The sequence below is a fragment of the Pseudomonas sp. KCJK9000 genome (genome assembly GCF_046230725.1).
GTDB classification, from domain to species: domain Bacteria; phylum Pseudomonadota; class Gammaproteobacteria; order Pseudomonadales; family Pseudomonadaceae; genus Aquipseudomonas; species Aquipseudomonas promysalinigenes.
Window position 1 is genome coordinate 25,662 of the sequence record NZ_JBJJLN010000013.1, and the last position, 18,480, is coordinate 44,141.

Here is an 18,480-nt window from a genome sequence, read left to right on the forward strand (position 1 = left end):
CTTTACAAGGCAGTTTCAATCGCCACCGGAACGCAATTTAATCAAAGTGACCGCATTTAAATCCCCGACTTCGGCCAGGCTGATCGTTGGCGTATTATCGAGGCGCAGGTATAAAAGCGATACTGACAAAATTGCTAGGCGCCTTCGTGCTTTTACCTGGACTCACCGCCAATCAAGCAGCACAAACGCCCCGCTCATGGCAACATAAGCGCTGACCCCAATCGCGAACTCCCCATGCCGTTGCCGCTGATCTACCACGAAGACTACAGCCCGGAATTCCCCGCCGAGCATCGCTTCCCCATGGACAAGTTCCGCCTGCTGCACGATCACCTGGTCGAAAGCGGGTTGACTACCGACCAAGCCCTGCTGCGCCCGGATATCTGCCCCAACGATATCCTTGCCCTGGCCCACGACCGCGGTTACATCGAGCGCTACATGAGCGGTGAGCTGTCGCGCGAAGACCAACGCCGCCTCGGCCTGCCCTGGAGCGAGGCACTGGCCCGGCGCACGGTGCGGGCGGTTGGCGGCTCGCTACTGACCGCCGAAATGGCGCTGCAGCACGGCATCGCCTGCCATCTGGCCGGTGGCACCCACCATGCGCACTACGACTACCCGGCGGGCTTCTGCATCTTCAATGACCTGGCGGTGATCAGCCGCTACCTGCTCGAGGCCGGCCGTGTACATCGGGTGCTGATCTTCGACTGCGATGTGCACCAAGGCGATGGCACTGCCCGCATCCTCCATGACACGCCTGAGGCCATTACCGTGTCACTGCACTGCGAGCAGAACTTTCCAGCACGCAAGGCCCACAGCGACTGGGACATTCCCTTGCCTAGGGGCATGGGCGACAACGCTTACCTGAACGTGGTGGAAGATGCGCTGAACTACCTCCTGCCGCTGTATCAGCCCGATCTGGTGCTGTATGACGCGGGTGTGGATGTGCACAAGGACGATGCGCTGGGTTACCTGCAACTGACCGACGCCGGCCTGGCCGCGCGGGACGAAAAGGTAATGCGCCACTGCCTGGGCCGCGATATTCCGGTGGTCGGCGTGATCGGTGGAGGCTACAGCAAGGACCGCGAAGCCCTGGCCAAGCGTCATGGCATTCTTCACCATAGCGCGGCGCGGGTGATGGGTTGTTCACAATGACTGTGGAACCGCTTGTGGATAACCTGCGGGAAAGGCGCTGCAGCCCTTTAGTGGCCTGGCCTGCAGAGCACTGATTATTTTTTGACCAGTGCTCAAGCGCCCCGTGCTGCGCTAAACTACGCGGCCTTTTCCACAAGCTGCTGCCCACCATGCCCGAATTGTCCCCTGCATCCCCTCCCCTGGCCGTTGTCATCGGTGGCGGCCCCGCTGGCCTGATGGCTGCAGAAGCCATGGCCCAGTCAGGCCTGGCAGTAGAGGTGTTCGATGCCATGCCTTCGGTGGGCCGCAAGTTCCTGCTGGCGGGTGTGGGAGGTATGAACATCACCCACTCGGAAGCTTATCCACAGTTCGTTTCGCGCTATGGCGAGCGTGAAGGCCAAATCGACGGGCTGCTGCGCGACTTCGATGCCGATGCCCTGTGCCGCTGGATTCACGGGCTAGGTGTCGACACCTTCGTCGGTACTTCGGGTCGGGTGTTCCCCACCGACATGAAGGCTGCCCCGCTGCTGCGCGCCTGGCTCAAGCGCCTGCGCGATCAGGGCGTGGTTATCCACACCCGCCACCGTTGGCTGGGTTGGAATTCGGACGGGAGCTTGCGGATCGCTTATCCACAGGGGGAATTGCGGGTCGAAGCCAACGTAGTTGTACTAGCCCTGGGTGGCGCCAGCTGGGCGAGGCTCGGTTCGGACGGCGCCTGGCAGCCGGTGTTGGCGGAGCGTGCTGTGGATATCTCGCCCTTGCGGCCTAGCAACTGTGGGTTCGAAGTGGCAGGCTGGAGCGCCGTGCTTGTGGATAAATTCGCAGGCGCGCCGCTCAAGAACGTCGCGTTGAGCGTGCCTGGCATGGCGCCGCGCAAAGGCGAGTTCATTCTCACTGCGCAAGGCGTTGAAGGCAGCCTGGTATACGCCTGGTCGGCACCGTTGCGCCAGGCGATCGAACAACAAGGCCAGGCTTGTCTGTTGCTTGACCTGCTACCGGACAAGCCTGTGGAAAAAATCGCCCAGGCGCTGGCCAAGCCTCGTGGCTCAAGGTCGATGGCCAAGCACCTGCACAGCCAGTTGGGAATCGACGGGGTAAAGGCTGGGCTGTTACGCGAGCTGACTGACCAGGCGACCTTCGCGCAGCCGCAGGCACTGGCACAAGCGATCAAGGCCTTGCCGATCACCCTGGTACGCACACGGCCGCTGGACGAAGCCATCAGCAGTGCCGGTGGTGTGCGTTTCGAGGGGCTGGACGAAGGGTTGATGGTGCGCGCACTGCCGGGTGTGTTCTGTGCCGGCGAGATGCTGGACTGGGAGGCACCGACCGGGGGGTATCTGCTGACGGCGTGTTTCGCCAGTGGGCTAAAGGCCGGACGCGCTGCTGCAAGCTGGCTGAAAGCCCAGAGTTGAACGCAGTTGACTTGCGGGAGGGGCTTAGCCGCGAACACGGGCGCAGCCCGTGCCATCCACCGCGGCGACTTTTTTGCGGATAAACCCGCTCCCAATGGGCCTGCTTAGGGTTTGCGCTTGCGTGGCCCGCTGTTGAAACTCGGTACCTTGCGCACTGCCTTCACCGAAGGCTCCGCCGGCCCCGACTCGGTACTGTCCGTCCAACGTCCCAACCCCCGTTTAGCGCTGTTCTCTTTCGGCTTCTTGGGTTTTTTCGGTTTCTTGATCACCTGGCCACTGGCATCGGTCATCGGTACCCGGTGCTCGGGGATGAAGTCAGGCTCCTCATGGCGCGGCAGGGTCTGCCGGGTCAGCACTTCGATGGCCGACAGCATCTGCACTTCATCGGCGCACACCAGGGAAATCGCCTCGCCTTTGTTACCGGCGCGGCCGGTACGGCCGATCCGGTGCACATAGTCCTCGGCCACAATGGGCAGGTCGAGGTTGACCACCAACGGCAGGTCGTCGATATCCAAGCCACGGGCGGCGACGTCGGTCGCCACCAGCACCTGCACCTCCCGCGCTTTGAAGCTGTCCAGCGCGCGCTGCCGGGTGGCCTGCGGGCGGTCGCCGTGGATACCGTCGGCATTCACGCCTTCGGCCAACAAGCGCTCGACCAGTTGATCGACACCGTTACGGGTTTTGGCGAACACCAGCACTTGCTTCCAGCGCTGCTTGCGCAGCAGGTGCATGAACAAATCCGCCTTGCGCTTCTTGTCCACCGGCACCAGCCACTGCTTGACCGTGGTTGCCGCAGCGTTGCGCGGGCTGACTTCGATACTCAGCGGGTCGTTCAAAGCCAGGCCCGCGAGCAGACGGATCTGCTCGGAGAAGGTGGCAGAGAACAACAGCGTCTGACGCTTGCGCGGCAAGGCGGCGTAGACCGATTGCAGCTCCTCGGCAAAGCCGAGGTCGAGCATGCGGTCGGCCTCGTCGAGCACCAGCGTTTGCACCTGGTTGAACTTCACCGCGTTCTGACGGAACAGGTCGAGCAAACGGCCGGGGGTAGCCACCAGCAGGTCGACGCCACGGCGCAGGCGCATCATCTGCGGGTTGATGCTCACCCCGCCATACACCGCATAGGTGCTCAGCGGCAGGTTTTCGGCATATTCGCGCACGTTGTTGTGCACCTGCTCGGCCAGCTCGCGGGTCGGCACCAGCACCAGGGCGCGGATCGAATTACTGGCGACCTTCTCACCTTCCAGGGCCAGGCGCTGCAGCACAGGCAACGCGAAGCCGGCTGTTTTGCCGGTGCCGGTCTGGGCTGCGGCCATCAGGTCACGGCCTGCCAGCACGGCAGGGATGGCCTTGGCCTGGACCGGGGTGGGCGTGGTGTAGTCGAGCTGCTGCAAGGTACGCAGCAAGGGTTCGATCAGGCCGAGTTTGGCGAAATTCATGGCAATACCGTCAGAGGGGGTTCAGCGAAGGCGGCAAGTTTACCGCATCCCCTCGGGCTACTTGCAGATTTCGCCTTTTAACGGCGGCTGCGGTGCCTTGCGCCATTGCGGCAGGCCAATCAGCACCACAGCGCCGATGATCACCGCCATGGCCAGGCATTCCTCGGTGCCGATCTGTTCACCGGCAAACACGATGCCCAACAACACGGCTACTGCAGGGTTGACGTAGGCATAGCTGGTGGCAGCTGCTGGGCGCACGTTCTTGAGCAGGTACATGTAGGCACTGAAGGCAAGAATCGAACCGAACAGCACCAGGTAGGCCAGCGCAGCCCAACCGGCCGCAGTGGGCATGTGCGTCATGCGCTCACCGGACAGCACGCTGCCGATCAACAACACCGCGCCACCCACCAACATCTCGGCGGCACTGGCCATGGGGCCCTGAGGTAAGGGCAGGCTTTTGCTCCACACCGAACCGAACGCCCAGGACGCTGCTGCGAACAGCACCAGCGCCGCACCCACCGGGCTGGCTTGCAGGTTCGAGCCCAGGTTGAGCAGAGCGATGCCCAGCAGCCCGAGCATGATCCCGGCCCATTCCAACCGCGAGTTGCGATGGCCGAACAGCAAGCCGAAAAGCAAGGTGAACAGCGGCACAGTAGCCACCGCCAACGCCGCTACGCCCGAGGCCACACCGGCATGCTCGGCCACGGTCACCCCGCCGTTGCCACAACTGAGCAGCAGAAACCCGATGGCACCTGCCGCTCGCCATTGCGGCCAAGTCGGCGCCGGCACCCCGCGCCAACGCAAAAAGCCATACAGCAGGCTGCCCGCGATCAAAAAGCGCACCCCCGCCATCAGCATCGGTGGCCATGACTCGACACCAATGCGGATGAACAAATAGGTGGAACCCCAGACCAGGTAAAGGGCCAGAAAGGCCCCAACGAGCAATAGTGGAAAGCGACGGGAGGCAGGCATGGCAGACAACTCAGAAATCCGTTTTCGGGCGACCGAGTTTAGGGCTGCGTGCAATGGAAGATAAGTTACAAATCAGTGCGAAATTAGCGGCACACTTTCGTACCGCCAGTCACACAAGCTTGGCCAACGCTTCACGCATTTTCGCTGCGGGTGTCTTCTGCAACCGGCACAGCAGCTGGTGGGAAAGCTGCTGGACCCCATGGGCCTGACGCAACACACCTGCCAGATGTTGCAGCAGGTTGGCCGCCATCTCGGCATCGGCCATGGCCCGGTGCGCAGTACCGGTGTTCGGCAGCCCAGCCCAACGGGTCAGGGTACCCAGCTTGTGGTTGGGCGCCGCCGGCAGCAGGCGCCGCGAGAGCAGCAGGGAACAGGCGAAGGGCTGCTGACGGCTGCGGCCAATGCGGCCCAGTTCGTAGTCCCAGAACTTCTGGTCGAAAGCGGCGTTGTGGGCCAACAGCGGCGTTTCCCCAACGAATTCGGCGACCTCGTTCATCACCTGGTCCACAGGTGGCGCACTGCGCAGCATGCTAGTGGTGATGCCGGTCAGCCCGGCGACGAAGGCCGGCACCGGTACGCCAGCGTTCATCAGGCTCTGATAACGCTCGACGATCCGCCCGCGTTCGAGCATCACCACCGCCACTTCAGTGGCACGGCAGCCGGCACCGGGGGAGATGCCCGTTGTTTCAAAGTCGATGACCGCAATACGTTCCATAAAAAAACCTTAGTGCTTGAGCAACAGCGCGCCCTCGATAGGCACATAGCGGGTGGCAGCGCGAATCAGCGACAACGCCGTGAGGCCAGGCACGCCATACACCACTGCCTCGGTACCATGGCGCTGGATGACCCGTTCCAGCAACAGGTCGAAATCACCATCCCCCGAGGCCAATACCACTTGGTCGACCCGGCTGGCCGCATCGATCACATCCAGGGTGATGCCCACGTCCCAATCGCCTTTGGCAGAGCCATCACTGCGTTGGATGAACGGTTTCAGGCGTACGTCGAACCCCAGGTTGCGCAGGATCTGCTGAAATTGCTGCTGCTTGCTGTCACCCCGGTCGATGGCATAAGCCACGGCCTCGACGATCTCGCCTTCACGGCTGACGTCCTTCCACAGTGCGGTGTAGTTGAAGTGGCAGCCATGGGCCTGGCGCACGGTGTAGTAGAGGTTCTGCACATCGGCGAACAGCGCGATCTTTTTCACCACATACCCTCGACATGAAAAGGGGCGCAGAGCGCCCCTCGAATTGCCGCCAGTATGCCAGAGCGATCAGACGAAGGTATCGTCGTCCGAGAAGAAGCCACCGTCATCGTTGCCGTAGTCACTATCGGCCCAACCGCCTTGGTCGTTGTTCCAGTCACTGTTGTCGGCGACCTGCTGTTGCCCGCCCTGGTCGTTCCAGCCGCCGCTGTCGCTGGCCGGGGTCGGCTCTTCTTTGATCACCTCGACCACTTCCTCAGGCTGCGAGTGGTGGTTGAACAGGCTGCTGATGCCTTGTGCCAGCAACACGCCACCGGCAACCCCAGCAGCGGTCTGCATCGCGCCACCCAGGAAGCTACTGGCGCCACTACGGGCCGGCGCCGCGCCGAAGCCTGGAGGTTGCGCCTGAGCCTGTGGTTGCTGTTGCGCCGCAGAGAAGCCTGGCGCACTTGGCTCGCGCCAACCGCCGCCGGAGGCGACCGGCGTGCTAGGGCGCTGCGGCTGATTCGGCTCTGGCGTGCGCGCGCCAGCACCGAAGATGCTGGAAAGGAAACCGCCGCCATTGCCGCTACTCGCCCGCGTGGCCTCAAGCTGTGCCCGGGCCTGCTTGAGCTCGGCTTCCAGTTGTTTGTTCTGCTCGTCCAGGCGCTTGAGCGCCGCCTCCTGAACCAGAATCGCCTGGGCCATGTAGTAAGGCGCCGCCGGCTGCTGGCGCACATGCTCCTCGATCCGCGCCTGCGCCTGGGCATCACGCGGCTGGCTGGGGTCTTCGGCTTGCTTGATGCGGCCGAACAAGCCGTCGATCAGAGTTTGTTCATCAGTGTTCATTGGGCTACCTCGTGGGGTGAGCAGGACATCGGACATGCCAAAGATGGGGCGCACGGGCCGCAGATTCAATCATCGTACGGGTGAAACTTTTTTCAGCCAACGACCGCTCTAGGCTAAAGTTAGGCCCCAGCTTTTACTGCCGTGCGATGTTGACTGATGAATCCGCTGAGCGTTCTACGCGACTCCCTGTACTTCTTCCGCCGTCACCTGGCCAGCATCATCCCGCTGTGCCTGCCGCTGGTGGTGCTCGAGGCCTTGGCCACCGAACTGCTGTATCGCCAGTTGGGTGATCAGGCCTCTGCCGCCTACGGCATGCTGATCAGCCTGTTGTTCTACCCGCTCTACAGCGCGGCGCTGATCCTTTACCTGGATACCCGCAGCAACGGCCAGCCAATCCCCAAACGCGACCTGTTCGCCCGCGCCGTGCAACTGTGGCCGCAACTGGCGTTGTTGGTATTGATCAGTTCGCTGCTGATCATGGCCGGCCTGGCCCTGCTGGTGTTCCCCGGCGTATGGATCATGATCAACCTGGTGTTCGCCGAATACCTGCTGGTGCTGCGTGGCCTACCGGTGGTGCAATCGATGCGCGAAAGCGCACGCATGACCACTGGGCATTTCATGCGCATCATGATTTGCGTACTGGGGGTGCTGGCCCCGATCTGGCTGATCGACGGGCTGCTGATGATGGCCTTCCCCGAGCCTGCGCCAGCTGTGCAGTTGGCCCTGGACAGCCTTAGCGGCTTCCTGCAGCTGTTCAGTACCGTAGTGCTGTACCGCCTGTTCATGTTGCTCGAAGGTCAAGCAAGCGCCTGAGCGGTGCATGGACCACGGCCTAGAGGAAGACATTCTGCCTCCCAGGCACCGCGTACAAGCCATAGGGTGGACTCTTCATCAAACGGAGACTCCCTATGGACACGCAAATCCAGAACGCTTACGCCAGGTCGTTCAGCGGCCGCTTGCATGCCATCGCCACCGGCGGCTACGTGCCGTTGCGCTTGAGTAGAACCCACGATAAATGGAACTGGGGAATCGCCCCCCAATACGACTGGCTGATGGCCGGCGGCACTGAAAAATCCATCGCGATGGATTTTGCCTTCGACTCGCAGACAGACGATCGCCTGCACTACCACATAAGCCTGGCAAGCAAGACTCAACCACCCAAGAAACTGGGCCTGAGCCATAACAGCTACTTAGGATTCTACCAGCGAACCAACGTTACTGATTATTGGAAGATCGAGCCACTTCAACTGACCGAACACGGTTTGGTCTGCTACCTGCGCGATCATCAAGGCTACCGTGTGGGTGCCATCAAGGACACGCCGCATCGCAGCGGCCAGACCATGTATCTACTCAATACCAAAGAGGGTGAAATCATCACTTTCCTGCTTCAACAGCGCACGTAAAGATATTCGGCTCAGGTACCGCGCGGCTTGGCCCGCGCGGTAGCTTCGGCCACCAGCGGGTCGTCGGGCCAATAATGTTTCGGGTAACGCCCCTTCAAGTCCTTCTTCACCTCTGCATAGGTGGTACGCCAAAAGCTGGCCAGGTCCTGGGTCACTTGCACTGGCCGCCGCGCTGGGGATAACAGGTGCAGTTTTACCTGCTGACGGCCCTGGGCAATGCGTGGGGTATCGGCCAGGCCAAACAGCTCTTGCAGGCGCACGGCCAAGATCGGCGGGTGTTCACTGTAGTCCAGGCGGATGTTCGAACCGGAAGGCACGGTCAGATGGGCCGGTGCCCATTCGTCCAGGCGCTGGGGCAACGGCCAGGGCAGCAGATTGCGCAAGATCGAGGGCAGGTCCAGGGCAGCGAAGTGGCTCAGGCGCGACACTTTGCCGAGGTAGGGCTGCAGCCACTGGTCCAGACTCGCCAGCAAGGCTTCGTCACTCAGATCAGGCCATTGGCTCCGTCCTTCGCTGTTGAGGTCCAGCTGCCGCAACAGCGCGACCCGTGCTTGCCACTGGCGCAGCTCCGGTGTCCAGGTCAGCAGGTTCAGGCCTTTGCGTCGCACCAGGCCAATCAGCGCTCGGGCGCGGGCGTCGTCGTCCAGGCCGGGCAAAGGTTCACGGCTCAGTACCAGTTCCCCGACCTTAGTCTGGCGTTCGGCACGCAGTACTTGTTCACGCTCGTCCCAATCAAGGATATCGATGCGCTCGACTTGTTCTGCCAGCACATCATCGAACAGCGCCGGGTCGAATTCGGCCGCCAGATAGATACGTTCTTCGCGTTGGCCCTGGCGGCTACCAAGGTCAGCGATTACCAACCATGGGCATTTCATCAGCGCGTCCACTTCCGCGAACAGGGCGGCACGGCCGTTGGCCAGTCGGTACTCGGCGCTGCCCTGGCGGCGCTGCTGCGCCACGCGGTCAGGATAGGCCAGCGCCAGCAAGCCACCGAGCCAGCGTGGGTGCTCAGGGTCGGCGACCGTGGCCGTGGCCTTGCCGCGCAACAGGTTGCGATACTGGCGCGCAAGCTGCCGGGCGCGCTGCACACCGCCCAGGGCGCCACGACTGGTCTTGCCTTCACCACCGACCAATGCCAAGCGGCTGTGCAGATCGGCACCACCGCCACGCTGTATATCTCGTTCACCGAGCAAGGCCGCAACCTCGCAAGCCATGCTCGCCAGGCCCAAGTCCTGGCCACGCAGCAGCAGGTGGGCAATGCGCGGGTGTGCCGGCAGTTCGGCCATTGCCTGGCCATGTTCGCTCAAGTGGCCATGGCTACCCGGTTTGAATGCACCTAGGCGCGCCAGCAAGTCTTGGGCTTGGGAGAACGCCGCCGCTGGCGGTTGGTCGAGCCAGCGCAGTTGGTCTGGGGTGACGCCCCAACGCGCCAGTTGCAGAGCCAGGCCTGCTAGGTCGGCCTGGAGAATCTCGGCGCTGGCGTGGGCAGCCAATTGATCATGCTGGGCCTCGGACCACAGGCGGTAGCACACGCCAGGTTCCAGGCGCCCGGCACGGCCGGCACGCTGGGTGGCGCTGGCGCGGGAGATGCGCTGGGTGTCCAGGCGGGTCATGCCGCTACCCGGGTCGAAACGCGGCACGCGCGCAAAGCCGGCATCGATGACCACCCGCACCCCGTCGATGGTCAGGCTGGTTTCGGCGATGTTGGTGGCCAGCACCACCTTGCGCAGGCCTTTGCCTGGCGAATCGATGGCCGCGCGCTGCTCGCTGAGCTCCAGCTCCCCGTGCAACGGGCACAGCAGAATGTCGGGGCGCTGGCCCAGGGCCTCCTGCAAGCTCTGGTGCACACGGCGGATTTCGGCCTGGCCGGGCAAAAACACCAGCACACTGCCAGGCTGTTCAGCCAAGGCCAGCAGCACGTTATCCACAACCCGTGGTTCGATGAATTCGCCCGGCTGGAACGGCCGCCCCCAGCGGATATCCACTGGGTGCATGCGCCCTTGGCTACTGACCACAGGGGCATCGTCGAGCAAACGCGACAGGCGCTCGCCCTCCAGGGTCGCCGACATCAGCAGGATTTTAAGCGGGGGATCATCACGTAGCAGTTCCCGGCCGTTGAGGCTCAGCGCCAGCGCAAGGTCTGCATCCAGGCTGCGCTCGTGAAACTCGTCGAATATCAGCAGACCAACCCCTTCGAGTGCCGGGTCAGCCTGCAACCGCCGAGTCAGGATGCCCTCGGTGACTACCTCAATGCGCGTCTTTGGCCCCACCTTGCTGTCCAGGCGAATGCGATAGCCCACCGTCTCGCCGACCTTTTCTCCCAGTTCGCTGGCCAGGCGTTCGGCCGCAGCCCGCGCGGCCAAACGGCGTGGTTCGAGCATGAGGATGGTCTGCCCCGCTAGCCACGGCGCATCGAGCAGCGCCAGGGGAACCCGAGTGGTCTTGCCGGCCCCCGGAGGCGCTTCGAGCACGGCTTCGTCGCGGTTTTCCAAGGTTTCGCGCAGGGCGGGCAACACGGCATCGATCGGTAATGAAATCATGGTGGTCCTCGAACAGTGTGGCGAGTATAACGGCGAACCCAGCCTGCTCTATCATGGTCTTAGCAGCAGGTGCTGGCGCATCGCTTGCCCTGCTGAACACCTTTTCGGAGATTTACATGCGCATCCCATCCCGCGTCATTGGTGGCGCCCTGATCGTCACCCTGCTGACCCAGCTGACGGCCTGCGGCACTATCTTCTATCCAGATCGCCGTGGCCAGATCGGCGGCAAGATCGACCCTGTGGTCGCCGCCATGGATGCTATCGGCATCCTGTTTTACGTAATTCCCGGCCTGATTGCCTTCGGCATCGATTTCGCCACGGGCGCCATCTACTACCCCGGCGGCCGGACGGCCCAGATCGACCCGGTCAAACTGCGTGATGCCGTAAGCCCTGATGGCAAGGTCGACAACCTCAAGCTGCAGTCCATCGTGCAAAGCGAGCTGGGCCAGCGCCTGCCGCTGGATGACCCACGGCTGATCCAGCACCGCGGCAGCTTAGAGCAGCTGGCGGCCTTGGGCCTGGTACCTGCGGCCTAAGTCGCACAAGGACATCACCTGAACATGATTACCGCCGCCGAACACCAGCGCCTGCTGCGCCTGGCAACACGTGCCTCACTGGCCGTGGCCAGCATCTTGGTAGTCAGCAAGGCCGTGGCCTGGTGGCTGAGCGGCTCGGTCAGCCTATTGGCGGGGCTGACCGACTCGGCACTGGATGCCGTCGCCTCGTTCCTCAACCTGCTTGCCGTGCATTACGCCCTGCGCCCAGCCGATGACGATCACCGCTTCGGTCATGGCAAGGCCGAGGCCCTGGCCGGCATGGCCCAGGCGCTGTTCATCGGGGTCAGCGCGGTGCTGATCGGGGTGCAGGCGGTCGAACGCCTGCAAGACCCGACCCCGCTGGGCAATACCAGCATCGGCATCGCTGTGATGCTGCTATCGCTGGTGCTCACCGTCGCCCTGCTGGCACTGCAGCGCAAAGTCATCCGCTTGACCGGCTCCACCGCCGTGCGTGCGGACTCGCTGCATTACCGCTCTGACCTGTTGCTCAACGGCAGCATTCTGCTTGCCCTGCTGCTGGCCCGTTTCGGCTGGCCGCAACTGGACGCACTATTCGGGCTGGGCATCGCGCTTTACATCCTCTGGAGTGCGCTGCAGATCGCCCGCGAAAGTACGGCGATTCTCATGGACAAGGAGTTGCCCACCGACATCGGCGAAGGGATGGTCGATCTGGTAATGGGCATCGCTGGGGTCAAAGGTGTGCACGACCTGCGTACACGAATGTCCGGCAACCAGTGGTTCGTGCAACTGCACCTGGAGCTGCCAGGGCAGCTGCCACTGCATGAAGCCCATGAACTGTGCGTGCAAGCTTCAGAGGTGATCCGCCAGCGTTATCCGAAGGCGGATGTAATGGTGCACGCCGACCCGGTATGAGTCAGTTGACGCTGTAGCCTCTGCCGCTGAAGCAGGCGCTCAATGCCCGACGGTAGTTGCTGGCCACCTCTACAGGCGGGGCATAGGGTGCTGTGGCTGGATCGAACCCGGACTGGCTTACGGCCCAGCGGTGGCACTGATAGCGGTCCTGGTCTTGTTGTTCCTGCCCCTGCCCATACATCGGATAAGCGACTACATCGTAACCGTTGCCGGCCACAGGCGTTGCGGGCAGCGGCGCGGGCGCGGCAGCGGGCGGGTTGACCACCACATACTCTTGGCTATCGGCCAGGTACTGGTAATAGGTATCGGCGACCAGGAAGAACAGCGCGCCCCCCAGCCACACCTCCCGCGCATAGGCCGGCAGGTAATTGACCCTTACGCCGTAGGGTGGCCTGACCACCACATAACTGCCGCCGTGGGGGCGATACCAGTAGCCACCGGAGTAGAAGTAGTCGTTGCCGCGGTACGGCACCTTCCAGTAGCGATCCGGAAAATGATCCACAGTGTGCCCTGGACGATACTGCGGGCCGGGGCCCCAGCCATTGCCGTGGCCATCCGGGCGCCCGTGCCAGTCACCGCCCGGACGTTGGCCAGGGCCGCCGGCTTGCCAGTGGCGATTGTCACCGTTGCGCCGCGGGATGTCCTGATAGTAGCCCTGGCGCGGGGGCTGAGTCTGCTCTACGGCATCACGCGAATTCAGCGGCCGGCCAGGGCCGCCCTCGCCGTCATGCCACTGGCCAGGGCCTTCGGCCAAGGCCGCACAGCTGATGCTCAACCCCAGCAACCCAACACCTGCCAACTGCCAGATGCGCGACTTCATGTAGTTCCTCACGGTATTCAAAGCGCCATGCTGCCAGTCTACCGCGCTGGTGCCACAGGCAGATGAAATCGCGGCCATGAAAAAAGGGAGACCGATGGCCTCCCTTTGGGAATTGTTGTCCGTGCTCGGCACTTGTGGTGCCGGCTCACCTCACAGCGTCTTCTGAACGCTGCGTAGCCCGGGGGCCTGCTGATCCTGTTGGATGGCTGGCCGCGACCGCCCGCCTAGGGCGCGTCGCCGTGGACTGATGTCCGGGCAGTGATTCTGTAGGTAACTATAGGGGAGCCGGCCAAGCAGAGGATTGCGAAGATTGCTCAGATAAATAGCACTTGCGCAATTTTTAACCCTGGATTGATAATTCACCGCAATCCGAACAGAAAAGGGCTTTTTCATGAGCAAACTTGACCGGTACGACCTGAGCATTCTCGCTGAACTGCAGCGCGACGCGCGCATCTCCAACCAGGAGCTGGCCGAGCGCATCGGCCTGTCGCCATCGCCATGCTCGCGTCGGGTCAAGCAACTGGAAGACGACGGCTACATCTCACGCCAGGTCGCACTGCTTGACCGCAAGAAGCTCGGCCTGAGCCTCACTGCCTATGTGCTGATCGGCATGGACCGGCACACCCCAGAACGCTTCGAGACGTTCGAAGCCGCCATCCGTAACTTGCCCCAAGTGCTCGAATGCAGCCTGGTAACTGGCATGGATGCCGACTATCAGCTCAAAGTGGTGGTCCCCGACATGGACCACTACCAGAAACTGCTGCTCGGTAGCCTAACCCGCATCGAAGGCGTGACCAGCGTGCGTTCGAGCTTCGTACTCAATCAGGTACTGGCCAGCACCGAGATGCCGTTGACCCACCTTCGCTGATCGCCCCTATAACTGACGCCCCGCCTGCCTGGAGAACACCGATGGATCCCGCCGTATTCGAAGAGTGGATGATGATCGTACTGGTCACCGTGCTGATCGGTTTCATGGGTTTCATCGTCTGGGACTTGGCAAAAAAGTCCAAGGCAGGGCGCTTCGGCACCCTCATCCTGTTCTTCGTGCTTGGGCTGGGGGTGCTGGCGTTCATTATCAAAAGTGTGGTGGTGGCGTTTATCGAGGGGGTCTAGCGCGTAAGCTTAGGCGCCACTTCTCGCCAGCAGCCCTGCTCGAGCCCATCCAGTGCCCAGTCACCGATACGCACTCGCACCAGGCGCAAGGTAGGCAACCCCACCGCCGCCGTCATGCGTCGCACCTGGCGGTTACGCCCTTCGCGGATCACCAACTCCAACCAGCAGGTCGGCACGCTTTTACGAAAACGCACCGGCGGATTGCGCGGCCACAGCTCGGGCTCGCCCAGCCGGCGCGCTTGGGCGGGCAACGTCGGGCCGTCATTGAGCTGTACGCCATCACGTAGACGCTGGATCTGCTCTTCGCTCGGCTCGCCTTCAACCTGCACCCAGTATGTCTTGGGCAGCTTGTGCTTAGGGTCGGCAATGCGCGCCTGCAGCCCGCCATCGTTGGTCAGCAGCAGCAACCCTTCGCTGTCGCGGTCCAGGCGACCGGCGGGGTAGACGCCAGGGATGTCGATGAAATCCTTGAGCGTCGCCCGCCCCTCACCGTCGCTGAACTGGGTTAGTACGTCAAAGGGCTTGTTGAACAGTATCAGGCGTGGCTCGGCCGGTGGCGCCTTGGCCTGGCGGCGGGGGCCAGCAGGCCGCGCCGGGGGGCGGCGCGGCTTGGAACGGGGTGGCAGTGGCATGGATCCTCAGCGGAACGGCGGCTCATCGAAGCTGCGCAGTTTACGCGAGTGCAACGAATTGAGCTCGGTGCGCAGCAAGTCCAGCGCGGCGATGCCGATCTTCAGATGCTGGCTGACGGCACGGTTATAGAAGGCGTTGGCCGAGCCTGGCAGCTTGATTTCGCTGTGCAAGGGCTTGTCGGAAACACACAGCAACGTGCCGTACGGCACGCGCAGCCGATAGCCCTGGGCCGCGATGGTGCCACTTTCCATATCCACCGCCACCGCGCGGGAGAGGTTGATCAGCGGGCGTTCCTGAGCCCAGCGCAGCTCCCAGTTGCGGTCGTCGTAGGTGAGCACGGTGCCGGTACGCAGGCGCTTTTTGAGCTCTTCGCCACGCTCGCCGGTTACCTGTGCAGCAGCCTCCTGCAGGGCCAATTGCACCTCTGCCAATGCCGGGATGGGGATATTGGGCGGCACCACGCGATCGAGGATACCGTCACGGCGCATGTAGGCGTGGGCCAGTACGTAGTCGCCAATGGTTTGCGACTGGCGCAGGCCGCCGCAGTGGCCGATCATCAGCCAGCAATGCGGGCGCAGCACCGCCAGGTGGTCGGTGATGTTCTTGGCGTTGGATGGGCCAACGCCGATGTTGACCAGAGTCACCCCATCACCGTCACCGGCGATCAGGTGATAGGCCGGCATCTGGTAGCGGTGCCAGACCACGCTGGCCACCAGGGCCTGCGCTTCACCGTGGTCCATGCCCTTCTCGATCACTACGTTGCCCGGCAAGACCATGCGCACGAAGCGCGGATCATCGCGCAGTTGATCAAGCCCATGGCTGATGAACTGGTCAACGTAGCGGTGGTAGTTGGTCAGCAGAATCCATGGCTGCACGTGACGCCAGTCGCTGCCGGTGTAATGCACCAGGCGGCGCAGCGAGAAGTCCACACGTGCGGCATCGAACAACGCCAGCGGCAGGGTGTCGGCACTGTCCCAGTCGTACAGGCCATCGGCAATATTGTCGGTGGCTGCCGACAGGTCGGTGCTGGGGAATACCCGCGCAAGTTCGGCGGCGGTGATGCCACTGCCGGCCAGCTCATCGCCCTGGTCCACCACGTAGGGGTAAGGAATGTTCTGCTCGCTGACGCCGACTTCCACGGTCACCGTGTAGTCATGCATCAGCGGGCGTAGTTGCTCCAGCAGGTAACCGCGGAACGCTGCTGGCTGGGTGACGGTGACACTGTAAGTGCCAGCGACCTGTACCTTGGCATAGGCGCGGGTGGTGGCGGCTACCTCGCCGTGGCTGTAATAGGTCAGGCGCAGTGCCGGGTAACGATAGAGGGCGCGCTCATCGGCGTCGGGCTCGGTACGGTCCTTCAGGTAACGCTTGAGGGCCTGGCTCAGGGCCCCGGTGGCCTGTTCATGCAAGGCCGCCAGACGATCGACGGCCTGTTCGGGGGTATCTACGACTACAAAAGCTTGGCTCACACTGGGCTTCCTGTCTGGACATGCATGTCAGCCATCTTGCCTGCCTTTGTGTCTAAATACACCCCCGATGCTCAAGCGCGGTAATCAACTCGGCCAGGCGGGCGTCGACCGTGCCAACAGGGCCTGCACATCGATGCCACGGGGCAGTGCGCCGTACACCCGCCCGCCCCCGCTCAGACGGCTGGCGATGAAGGCATCGCTGACGGCGGCGTTGCCGGCTTCCAGAAGCAACTTAGCCTGCACTGCCAAGGCAATATCCTCGGTAAGCTGCCGCGCCCTGTACTGGATATCGCCGGTATCGGCGAACGCTCCCTTGAGGTTGCCAATATGCGCGGCCAGGCGGGGGTCACCATGCCCGTCCCCAAGTTCAGCGAACAACGCATCAAGCACACCGGGTTCTTTGGACAACGCGCGCAGCACATCCAAGCATTGCACATTGCCAGAGCCTTCCCAGGTCGAGTTGACCGGCGCTTCGCGGTACAGCCGTGGCAGAATGCTGTCCTCGACATAACCGGCACCGCCCAGGCACTCAGCGGCCTCGTTGATCATCGCCGGCGCCCGCTTGCAGATCCAGTATTTGCCAACTGCCGTGACCAGCCGGGCGAAGTGCGCCTGCTGGGGGTCATCGAGCTGCTCCAAGGCCTGCCCCATGCGCAAGCTCAGCGCCAAGGCCGCCTCGCTTTCCAGCGCCAGGTCAGCCAGCACGTTCTGCATCAGGGGCTGCTCGCTGAGCACTCGGCCACCGACCTTGCGATGGGCGCAATGATGTGCGGCCTGGGTCAGGGCCTGACGCATCAGGGCGCTGGAGCCGACCATGCAATCGAAGCGGGTCATCGCGACCATTTCGATGATGGTCGGCACCCCGCGCCCCTCCTCGCCCACCATCCACGCCAGGGCGCCGCGAAACTCGACTTCGCTGGAAGCATTCGAGCTGTTGCCCAGCTTGTTTTTCAGGCGCTGGATATAGAACTGGTTGCGGCTGTCGTCAGGGCGATGGCGTGGCAACAGGAAGCAGCTCAGGCCCTTGTCGGTTTGCGCCAAGGTGAGAAAGGCATCGCACATCGGCGCCGAACAGAACCACTTGTGCCCCACCAGTTCGTAAGGCTGGCCGGGGCCAGGGCTGCCCACCGGGTATGCGCGGGTGGTATTGGCGCGCACGTCGGTGCCGCCCTGCTTCTCGGTCATGGCCATGCCGAGGGTGACCCCGGCCTTGTGCCGGTCACCGACATTGCGCGGGTCGTACTCGCAGGCGAGGATCTTTGGCAGCCAGTATTCGGCCAATTCCGGCTGTAGCCTGAGGGCGGGCACGGCAGCGAAGGTCATGGTCAGCGGGCAACCGGTGCCGGCCTCGGCCTGGCTGTGCAGGTAAGTCATCGACGCACGCGCTACATGGGCGCCTGGCCGGGGTTCAGCCCAGGGCAAGGAAGGCAGGCCATGCTCGACGGCAGTGCGCATCAGTTCGTGATAGGCAGGGTGGAACTCCACAAGATCGATGCGGTGGCCGTAGCGGTCGTGGCTCTGAAATTGCGGTTTGTGCGCATTGGCCAGGAACCCCGCAGCCATCAGCGGCCCGCCCGCCAAGGCACCATAGGCATCGATCCGCGATTCGGCCCAACCGGCCCCAAAGCGCCGCGACCACTCTTGCAGCGGCAGGTCGAGGCGGTACAGGTTGGCACCGTCGAGTGACGGCGGTTGATTGGTGACTTCGTGGGTTTCAGCGTACTGGTGCAGGTTCATCGGGAGCTCCTGGATCCGGGCATGCCTGAAAGGCCCAGTGAAGCACTCCCTGCAGGGCAGTCAAAGTGGCAATTATGACTAAACAGGTGGCAGGGTGAATGAAGGGCTCCGGGGGCTTGCCGCAAAATCTTTGGCGCCTGCGGGATCGAGCGCCGCCCGCGCGGCGCATCGCGAGCTGCGCTCGCTCCTACGTTTGTTTCGGGCCAGTAACGCCTGTGGCAAGCGCGCGCGACCGCCTGGTTCATACAACGCGATATCGCGCCAGGCCCCAAAGCGTCCGCGCGCAAATCCCACAGGATCAACTGGCCCGAAACAAACGTAGGAGCGAGCGCAGCTCGCGATGCGCCGCGCGGGCGGC

General features: G+C 63.0%; 18 protein-coding genes. 8 read left to right on the forward strand and 10 right to left on the reverse strand.

The annotated features are described in order from the left end of the window. Positions 1 to 234 precede the first annotated feature (234 nt). Both ACK59H_RS08400 and ACK59H_RS08405 read left to right on the forward strand, forming a co-directional pair. Positions 235 to 1,149 (forward strand): histone deacetylase, encoded by a 915-nt coding sequence (locus tag ACK59H_RS08400; RefSeq protein WP_060479453.1) that lies wholly within the window; start codon positions 235 to 237, stop codon positions 1,147 to 1,149. Between the two features lie 149 nt (positions 1,150 to 1,298). Then, positions 1,299 to 2,540 carry a TIGR03862 family flavoprotein gene (locus tag ACK59H_RS08405; RefSeq protein WP_060479454.1) on the forward strand — a complete coding sequence of 414 codons (1,242 nt, stop codon included), beginning with the start codon at positions 1,299 to 1,301 and terminating at the stop codon, positions 2,538 to 2,540. Between the two features lie 104 nt (positions 2,541 to 2,644). Here the strand turns inward: ACK59H_RS08405 and ACK59H_RS08410 are convergent, their stop codons facing one another. The 5 genes from ACK59H_RS08410 to ACK59H_RS08430 all read right to left on the reverse strand — a co-directional run bounded on the left by ACK59H_RS08410 (position 2,645) and on the right by ACK59H_RS08430 (position 6,977). Next, entirely contained in the window at positions 2,645 to 3,976 is a 1,332-nt protein-coding gene (locus ACK59H_RS08410) for a DEAD/DEAH box helicase (protein ID WP_409264396.1), read from the reverse strand. Positions 3,977 to 4,033: 57 nt separating this feature from the next. Then, positions 4,034 to 4,948, reverse strand: a complete 915-nt coding sequence (gene yedA / locus ACK59H_RS08415) for a drug/metabolite exporter YedA (protein WP_060479456.1) — start codon at positions 4,946 to 4,948, stop codon at positions 4,034 to 4,036. Between the two features lie 109 nt (positions 4,949 to 5,057). Beyond that, positions 5,058 to 5,663 carry a 3'-5' exonuclease gene (locus ACK59H_RS08420; protein WP_060479457.1) on the reverse strand — a complete coding sequence of 202 codons (606 nt, stop codon included), beginning with the start codon at positions 5,661 to 5,663 and terminating at the stop codon, positions 5,058 to 5,060. A 9-nt stretch (positions 5,664 to 5,672) separates the two neighbouring features. Beyond that, on the reverse strand, positions 5,673 to 6,152 hold the full coding sequence (locus ACK59H_RS08425; protein ID WP_027917740.1) for an NYN domain-containing protein: 480 nt from the start codon (positions 6,150 to 6,152) through the stop codon (positions 5,673 to 5,675). Between the two features lie 66 nt (positions 6,153 to 6,218). After that, a complete protein-coding gene (locus ACK59H_RS08430) occupies positions 6,219 to 6,977 on the reverse strand; it encodes a DUF2076 domain-containing protein (RefSeq protein ID WP_060479458.1) in 759 nt (252 codons plus the stop codon). Between the two features lie 156 nt (positions 6,978 to 7,133). Between ACK59H_RS08430 and ACK59H_RS08435 the strand changes: the two genes are divergently transcribed. Both ACK59H_RS08435 and ACK59H_RS08440 read left to right on the forward strand, forming a co-directional pair. Continuing rightward, entirely contained in the window at positions 7,134 to 7,790 is a 657-nt protein-coding gene (locus ACK59H_RS08435; protein ID WP_060479459.1) for a YciC family protein, read from the forward strand. A 95-nt stretch (positions 7,791 to 7,885) separates the two neighbouring features. After that, complete coding sequence (locus ACK59H_RS08440) at positions 7,886 to 8,380, forward strand: hypothetical protein (protein WP_060479460.1); 495 nt, start codon at positions 7,886 to 7,888, stop codon at positions 8,378 to 8,380. An 11-nt stretch (positions 8,381 to 8,391) separates the two neighbouring features. Here ACK59H_RS08440 and hrpB read toward each other — a convergent pair whose 3' ends face one another. Further along, a complete protein-coding gene (hrpB, locus tag ACK59H_RS08445; protein WP_060479461.1) occupies positions 8,392 to 10,920 on the reverse strand; it encodes an ATP-dependent helicase HrpB in 2,529 nt (842 codons plus the stop codon). Positions 10,921 to 11,036: 116 nt separating this feature from the next. Between hrpB and ACK59H_RS08450 the strand changes: the two genes are divergently transcribed. After that, on the forward strand, positions 11,037 to 11,456 hold the full coding sequence (locus ACK59H_RS08450) for a hypothetical protein (RefSeq protein ID WP_060479469.1): 420 nt from the start codon (positions 11,037 to 11,039) through the stop codon (positions 11,454 to 11,456). Between the two features lie 24 nt (positions 11,457 to 11,480). Then, positions 11,481 to 12,350 carry a cation diffusion facilitator family transporter gene (locus ACK59H_RS08455; protein WP_060479462.1) on the forward strand — a complete coding sequence of 290 codons (870 nt, stop codon included), beginning with the start codon at positions 11,481 to 11,483 and terminating at the stop codon, positions 12,348 to 12,350. A gap of 1 nt (position 12,351) precedes the next feature. Here ACK59H_RS08455 and ACK59H_RS08460 read toward each other — a convergent pair whose 3' ends face one another. Further along, entirely contained in the window at positions 12,352 to 13,170 is an 819-nt protein-coding gene (locus tag ACK59H_RS08460) for a DUF6515 family protein (RefSeq protein WP_060479463.1), read from the reverse strand. A 391-nt stretch (positions 13,171 to 13,561) separates the two neighbouring features. Here ACK59H_RS08460 and ACK59H_RS08465 point away from each other — a divergent pair, with 391 nt between their 5' ends. Both ACK59H_RS08465 and ACK59H_RS08470 read left to right on the forward strand, forming a co-directional pair. Further along, the gene (locus ACK59H_RS08465) at positions 13,562 to 14,038 is read left to right on the forward strand and encodes an Lrp/AsnC family transcriptional regulator (RefSeq protein WP_016712159.1); all 477 of its coding nucleotides are present in this window, start codon (positions 13,562 to 13,564) and stop codon (positions 14,036 to 14,038) included. Positions 14,039 to 14,079: 41 nt separating this feature from the next. Then, a complete protein-coding gene (locus ACK59H_RS08470; protein WP_060479464.1) occupies positions 14,080 to 14,283 on the forward strand; it encodes a DUF2788 domain-containing protein in 204 nt (67 codons plus the stop codon). Here ACK59H_RS08470 and ACK59H_RS08475 read toward each other — a convergent pair. The 3 genes from ACK59H_RS08475 to ACK59H_RS08485 form a co-directional block, all read right to left on the reverse strand. Further along, positions 14,280 to 14,915: a pseudouridine synthase gene (locus tag ACK59H_RS08475; RefSeq protein WP_060479465.1), complete on the reverse strand. Its 636-nt coding sequence runs from the start codon at positions 14,913 to 14,915 to the stop codon at positions 14,280 to 14,282. The genes ACK59H_RS08470 and ACK59H_RS08475 overlap by 4 nt on opposite strands. Positions 14,916 to 14,921: 6 nt before the next feature. Further along, a complete protein-coding gene (amn, locus tag ACK59H_RS08480) occupies positions 14,922 to 16,385 on the reverse strand; it encodes an AMP nucleosidase (RefSeq protein ID WP_060479466.1) in 1,464 nt (487 codons plus the stop codon). An 84-nt stretch (positions 16,386 to 16,469) separates the two neighbouring features. Beyond that, the gene (locus ACK59H_RS08485) at positions 16,470 to 18,122 is read right to left on the reverse strand and encodes an acyl-CoA dehydrogenase family protein (RefSeq protein ID WP_060479467.1); all 1,653 of its coding nucleotides are present in this window, start codon (positions 18,120 to 18,122) and stop codon (positions 16,470 to 16,472) included. Between the last annotated feature and the right edge of the window lie 358 nt (positions 18,123 to 18,480).

Bases quoted from the DNA above. Each gene is read 5' to 3' on its own strand.
- ACK59H_RS08400 (WP_060479453.1), top strand. From the start codon at position 235: ATGCCGTTGCCGCTGATCTACCACGAAGACTACAGCCCGGAATTCCCC.
- ACK59H_RS08405 (WP_060479454.1), top strand. From the start codon at position 1,299: ATGCCCGAATTGTCCCCTGCATCCCCTCCCCTGGCCGTTGTCATCGGT.
- ACK59H_RS08410 (WP_409264396.1), bottom strand. From the start codon at position 3,976: ATGAATTTCGCCAAACTCGGCCTGATCGAACCCTTGCTGCGTACCTTG.
- yedA (WP_060479456.1), bottom strand. From the start codon at position 4,948: ATGCCTGCCTCCCGTCGCTTTCCACTATTGCTCGTTGGGGCCTTTCTG.
- ACK59H_RS08420 (WP_060479457.1), bottom strand. From the start codon at position 5,663: ATGGAACGTATTGCGGTCATCGACTTTGAAACAACGGGCATCTCCCCC.
- ACK59H_RS08430 (WP_060479458.1), bottom strand. From the start codon at position 6,977: ATGAACACTGATGAACAAACTCTGATCGACGGCTTGTTCGGCCGCATC.
- ACK59H_RS08435 (WP_060479459.1), top strand. From the start codon at position 7,134: ATGAATCCGCTGAGCGTTCTACGCGACTCCCTGTACTTCTTCCGCCGT.
- ACK59H_RS08440 (WP_060479460.1), top strand. From the start codon at position 7,886: ATGGACACGCAAATCCAGAACGCTTACGCCAGGTCGTTCAGCGGCCGC.
- hrpB (WP_060479461.1), bottom strand. From the start codon at position 10,920: ATGATTTCATTACCGATCGATGCCGTGTTGCCCGCCCTGCGCGAAACC.
- ACK59H_RS08450 (WP_060479469.1), top strand. From the start codon at position 11,037: ATGCGCATCCCATCCCGCGTCATTGGTGGCGCCCTGATCGTCACCCTG.
- ACK59H_RS08455 (WP_060479462.1), top strand. From the start codon at position 11,481: ATGATTACCGCCGCCGAACACCAGCGCCTGCTGCGCCTGGCAACACGT.
- ACK59H_RS08460 (WP_060479463.1), bottom strand. From the start codon at position 13,170: ATGAAGTCGCGCATCTGGCAGTTGGCAGGTGTTGGGTTGCTGGGGTTG.
- ACK59H_RS08465 (WP_016712159.1), top strand. From the start codon at position 13,562: ATGAGCAAACTTGACCGGTACGACCTGAGCATTCTCGCTGAACTGCAG.
- ACK59H_RS08470 (WP_060479464.1), top strand. From the start codon at position 14,080: ATGGATCCCGCCGTATTCGAAGAGTGGATGATGATCGTACTGGTCACC.
- ACK59H_RS08475 (WP_060479465.1), bottom strand. From the start codon at position 14,915: ATGCCACTGCCACCCCGTTCCAAGCCGCGCCGCCCCCCGGCGCGGCCT.
- ACK59H_RS08485 (WP_060479467.1), bottom strand. From the start codon at position 18,122: ATGAACCTGCACCAGTACGCTGAAACCCACGAAGTCACCAATCAACCG.